The organism is Paucilactobacillus vaccinostercus DSM 20634, from assembly GCF_001436295.1.
Lineage (GTDB): Bacteria > Bacillota > Bacilli > Lactobacillales > Lactobacillaceae > Paucilactobacillus > Paucilactobacillus vaccinostercus.
Genome location: NZ_AYYY01000004.1, coordinates 1 through 5,161, shown reverse-complemented (window position 1 = coordinate 5,161; position 5,161 = coordinate 1). Strand labels below are relative to the sequence as shown.

The following is a 5,161-nucleotide window of genomic DNA, read 5'->3' as shown; positions in this document are numbered from 1 at the left end:
TAAACTCGCTTTTTACATAGAAGTATATCAAAAATCATAGATCTTGGACAGCTTCTAAGAAGCAATGAGAAGCACATCAAGAACGTGGAAAACTACCTGTACGGCACCATGCAAAATCTATTTGGTGTTTGGTGGAATAAACAAGCGGCTAGAGAATACGCGGCCAAACACCCCGAAGAAGAAAAGCCGGCCGACAACGACAACAGTGGGTTGTACTACTAGTCCTAAAAGGCTGCAAAATCCTTTCTAAGCGGTTTCAAGACTTACTAACCTATATTTATACTTAAGCTAGATTTAAATGACTTAAACATAAGAATAGGGGCTTTTAAATGAGCGCCAGAGCTAACCAGGCTAACCAGCTCAAAAGTTCAGCCTTTAGATCAACGCCAAGCTCAAGTGATTTGAGGCCAGGGCTTTATCTATTGATAAGGTACTCAAAAGGTAGTATAATGGTAGTAGTAAAATAAAGGAGATGAGACAATCATGGCAGTTAAGGAAAAGAAACGGGTCCAAGTCAAGATTGATAAAGATTTGGCCGATGATACCGAAGCAATTTTAAGCGAATTGGGCTTAAATCCAACCACGGCCATTAACATGTTTTACAAGCGGATTGTTGCTACTGGTGCTTTACCTTTTAATGCGTCTTTAAGCGAAGAAGAAAGAGCTAATTTACGCTTTTTAAAGGCGACCGAAGGGACACCAGTCACCGAGTTCAAAGACGCTAAAGAGGTCGCTGATTGGCTCAACGATCCAGATGAGGACTAATGACTTAGTCAGCCTATACGTTAGTTTTGTAGAAACTAACGGTGGCAAGTCTCGGCCAGTTTTAATTCGTCGGGTATCAGAACAGACGGTCGAGGCTTTTAAAATTACTAGTCAGTATGAAAAGAAGTCGGCTTATATCAAGCAACAATATTATCCGATTCAAGATTGGCAATCCGCTGGGTTGAAGAAACCTTCCTGGGTCGATCTTGGTAATATTTATCGCTTTCCCAAAGCCGGTTTAAACTTTAAAGAAATCGGTCATTTAAGTAAGCTAGATCAAAATAAAATTTCAGATTTTACGCTTGACCTAAAATCAAAAAGAAGAGGTAAGGGTCAAAAGATAATTCAACAGCGATCAAGTAAAAGGAAGCACAAAGAAAGTAAAGCAGAGCTTACACAAAGAATTCAAAAACAGTTAAAAGACTTTGCTAAACACAATCCAGAAATTAAGCCAAAAAACAATCCTGAAAATAAAAACGATCGGCCTAGTTATTAGGTTGATCGTTTTTTAATTTATCCGGTTTATGGGCGTTAACATAGTCAGCAAATGTTTTTAAAAGTTCTTCGGTTTGTTCGACCGAGAGGTTATTAGCTTGAAAGTACTTTTCTAATAAAGCCCCTTTTTGAATTAATCGGCGAGAACGGGCTTTGCGGGCTTGCCGATTTTCATAGTATTTAGATTGCCGTAATTTAAAATCTTCCCGCTCAATTTTTTGTTTTAAACGCGCTTGTTGCTCGACTAGTTTTTCATATTGATTAGACATGGAATTTCCCCATCTCGTATGGCTAATGATCTACGGACTTTACCTTTAAAAATTCAGAAAATTGCTTGGCTAAAAGCTTAATCTGATCGTTAGACAAATTAGCATAATCTAAATTGGCTTGACTGATGATTTGTTTACCTAGCCGTTGTTCAATCTTATTTTTTTCGTCCTTAATTTTTTGATTAAGGGCTTTTAATTTAGCTTCTTGTTTTTCTAAGTTACTTTGAGACATAACGATCCCTCCAATCATATTAGAAATAATCACCGACACTATATCATAAGGGAAACGTTAAGTCAAAGTATAAAAGTTGAAATAGCGAAGCGGAAGGCATACACTAAGTTAAAGTTAAGAGAATCAGAAGACCGAGTGAAACGAGGTCAATGCGCACTTACACCCCACTAAATTCTTGTGGGGTAAATCGTGCTAAAATCCTGTATTAGAAGTCGCCGATGGCGACAACAAGGTCAAAACCCATAGAATCAAAGGAAGACGGTGACTGACATGGCAATATTCCACATGAGTTTTAGTAATATTAGTGCTGGTAAAGGACGAAGTGCGATTGCCAGTGCCGCTTATCGAAGTGGTGAAAAGCTATTTGATGATAAGGAAGGTCGCCACTATTTTTATGCCCGATCGATCATGCCAGAAAGCTTTATTTTGACGCCAAAAAATTCACCTGAATGGGCGAGTGATCGAGAGCAGTTGTGGAATGAAGTTGAAAAGAAAGATCGTAAATCAAACTCACGGTATGCAAAAGAGTTTAACGTGGCTTTACCGGTAGAATTAAGTGAATCCGAACAGAAAGAATTACTGACAAAATATGTGCAAGAAAATTTTGTTGATGAGGGCATGGTAGCCGACGTCGCAATTCATCGCGACCACCCAGATAATCCGCACGCTCATGTGATGTTAACTAATCGGCCGTTTAATTCAGATGGAACATGGGGAATTAAGAGCAAAAAGCAATATATTGTAGATGATAATGGCAACAAAACATATACCGGAACTAGCAAGTACCCTAAGAGTAGAAAGATACTGATGGTCGATTGGGATAAAAAAGAAAAAATAACTGAATGGCGGCACAATTGGGCGGCAAGTGTAAATCAGGCTTTAGAGCAAAAAAACATTCCTGATCGGATCAGTGAAAAATCATTTGTGGAACAGGGAATAGCTGACACACCAATGCAACACGAGGGAATCAATAGCAAACGGCATGAAAGAAAGGCATTTAATCAACAAGTTAAGAACTATCGTAAGTCCAAAGCTGGCTATAAAAATATGCAGGAGAAAGTAGTTAATCGAGGCCACTTGGATAGCCTAAGTAAACACTTCTCATTTAACGAGAAAAAAGTGGTCAAAGAGTTAAGCCACGAACTGAAAACTTATATTAGTTTGGAAATTTTAGATGATAAGCGGCGCATGCTATTTAATTGGAAAAACAGTACCTTAATTAAGCACGCTGTTGGTGAAGATGTCACTAAGCAATTATTGACGATTAACCAACAAGAAAGTTCACTAAAAAAAGCAGATGAACTCTTAAACAAAGTAGTGGAACGAGCAACGAAAAAGCTTTATCCGGAACTTAATTTTGAACAGACAACCGCAGCTGAACGACGGGAATTGATTAAAGAAACTAATAGTGAACAAACGATTTTCAAAGGCAGTGAATTAAACGAACGTTTAATGAATATTCGTGATGATTTATTGGTCCGACAATTATTGACCTTTACCAAACGGCCATACGTTGGCTGGAAGTTATTAATGCAACAAGAAAAGGAAGTCAAAATCGAGCTTAAATATACGCTGATGATTCATGATGATAGCTTAGAAAGTCTAGAACACGTCGATCAAGGTCTACTAGAAAAGTATTCACCAACTGAGCAGCAAAAGATTACTCGAGCAGTCAAAGACCTACGGGCAATCATGGCCGTTAAGCAAGTCATTAAAACGCAATACCATGAAGTATTGAAAAGGGCCTTTCCCAAAGGCGATTTAGATGGATTACCATTGATTAAACAGGAACAAGCCTATACAGCCGTGATGTACTATGATCCTGTTTTAAAGCCATGTCAGGCTGAAACAATTGAACAGTGGCAAGCAAATCCACCACAGGTGTTCAGTCCCCAAGAACATCAACAAGGACTAGCTTATTTATCGGGACAGCTTAGCTTAGATCAGTTAGAAAATCATCACTTACAACGGGTTTTAAAGCATGATGGCACTAAACAACTCTTTTTGGGTGAATGCAAAGCCGATCCGACGATTAAGAACAGTCAGATCGAGAAAATCCAAAAGCAGTTAAAAGGGCAACAAGCCAAGGACGACCAGTACAGAAAAGAAAATATCGGACATTATCAACCGCTAAATTACAAGCCAGTTAGTCCAGACTATTACTTAAAGACGGCCTTTAGTGACGCGATTATGACTGTTCTATATGCTCGTGATGAAGATTACCAACGACAAAGACAGGCGCAAGGTTTAAAGGAGACTGAGTGGGAAATGACGAAAAAGCAACGGCAACACCAAACTCGAAACCGGCATGAAGATGGGGGCATGCACTTGTAATCTAAATGTAAAATCTTGAATTGTCAAATTAAGTGCAACACTACATTAAAGAATATTTCATAAGGCGTTTTCCATCCGAGACATTTACGGGGACGATTATTCATTTGTTCTGCATATGCTTGTATCCGGCGGTCGGTAATTGAATCAAGGTCAGTTCCTTTTGGCAAATATTCGCGAAGCAAGCCGTTAGTATTTTCGTTAGTTCCTCGTTGCCAAGGAGAGTGAGGATCGGGAAAGTAGAAGGGCGTACCAAACTTATCAGTTAAACATTGAACTTTGGCAAACTCTTTACCCCCTATCCGGGGTAATCGTTAACGATCTACCAGTCCATAGCTTCATTAAGTCGCTCAAAGTATCCGTGACTGCTTCTGAAGTTCTTTTAGCAGCTTTACCAATAAGCAGGTAACGAGATTTTCGGTCAACCAATGTAACGACACAAGCCTTTCCGCTTTTGCCTAACACGGTATCACCTTCCCAGTGACCAATTTCTACACGGTTGTCAGCTTCTCGCGGACGATCATGAATCTTGTTGGGGATTGGAATCTTGCCTCGTTTTTCCTGATAAGCTTTATTGTGGCGAGACTTGCCGTGATGCCTTAGATGGCGCACGGCACTAGAGCTGCCAGATTTAAACAAATTATCAAATAAGCCATTGAAAATCCCACGGTAAATAGTCGTGGTACTGATCTGCACCGGATACTTTTCGACTGCCAAGCGATTCGATATTTCCTCCGGAGACCAAAGGTCTTCGCAGAAGTGTTCTCTCACCACTTCAAACACCTGAGGATTACTCAAAAGAGAGACTCTGCCACAGTTGCCTTTGCGCTGTTTGTACTTCTCCTGAGCCTTCGAAGGTGAATAGGATTTACCAGTAGAATTACGGCTTAATTCTCGAGAAATGGTTGAGTAACTTTTCTTGATATTGCTGGCAATCTCACGAAGTGAGTTTCCATGATTCCTCATTAAAAAGATAGTTTCCCGTTCATCTATGGTAATATGCTTGTAGTGATCCATGGCTAAATTCCTTTCATGATTGTTTTCGCAAACATCATTTTACAGAAATTTG

The 5,161-nt window shown here is 39.5% G+C and carries 5 protein-coding genes and 2 pseudogenes; 4 read left to right on the top strand and 3 right to left on the bottom strand.

Annotated elements, in window-relative coordinates; all coding sequences use genetic code 11:
* Nucleotides 1–51 precede the first annotated feature (51 nt).
* From FC26_RS12410 to FC26_RS12840, 3 genes and pseudogenes are all read left to right on the top strand, one after another.
* Nucleotides 52–222, top strand: a pseudogene (locus FC26_RS12410) (replication initiator protein A); the annotation flags it as partial.
* A gap of 261 nt (nt 223–483) precedes the next feature.
* Nucleotides 484–765, top strand: a complete 282-nt coding sequence (locus FC26_RS00685) for a type II toxin-antitoxin system RelB/DinJ family antitoxin (protein ID WP_057777126.1) — start codon at nt 484–486, stop codon at nt 763–765.
* The gene (locus tag FC26_RS12840; protein WP_016381870.1) at nt 755–1,261 is read left to right on the top strand and encodes a hypothetical protein; all 507 of its coding nucleotides are present in this window, start codon (nt 755–757) and stop codon (nt 1,259–1,261) included. Before FC26_RS00685 ends, FC26_RS12840 begins: the two co-directional genes overlap by 11 nt.
* On the opposite strand, the gene FC26_RS00675 is transcribed toward FC26_RS12840, so the two are convergent.
* Both FC26_RS00675 and FC26_RS00670 read right to left on the bottom strand, forming a co-directional pair.
* Nucleotides 1,251–1,529, bottom strand: coding sequence for a hypothetical protein (locus FC26_RS00675; RefSeq protein ID WP_003646133.1), 279 nt, complete (start codon nt 1,527–1,529; stop codon nt 1,251–1,253). The two genes, FC26_RS12840 and FC26_RS00675, sit on opposite strands and share 11 nt — an antisense overlap.
* A gap of 22 nt (nt 1,530–1,551) precedes the next feature.
* Nucleotides 1,552–1,779 (bottom strand): hypothetical protein, encoded by a 228-nt coding sequence (locus FC26_RS00670; protein WP_003555660.1) that lies wholly within the window; start codon nt 1,777–1,779, stop codon nt 1,552–1,554.
* A 252-nt stretch (nt 1,780–2,031) separates the two neighbouring features.
* Here FC26_RS00670 and mobQ point away from each other — a divergent pair, with 252 nt between their 5' ends.
* Nucleotides 2,032–4,095 (top strand): MobQ family relaxase, encoded by a 2,064-nt coding sequence (mobQ, locus tag FC26_RS00665; RefSeq protein WP_057777125.1) that lies wholly within the window; start codon nt 2,032–2,034, stop codon nt 4,093–4,095.
* A 23-nt stretch (nt 4,096–4,118) separates the two neighbouring features.
* On the opposite strand, the pseudogene FC26_RS00660 reads toward mobQ, so the two are convergent.
* Nucleotides 4,119–5,109, bottom strand: a pseudogene (locus FC26_RS00660) (IS30 family transposase).
* Nucleotides 5,110–5,161 lie beyond the last annotated feature (52 nt).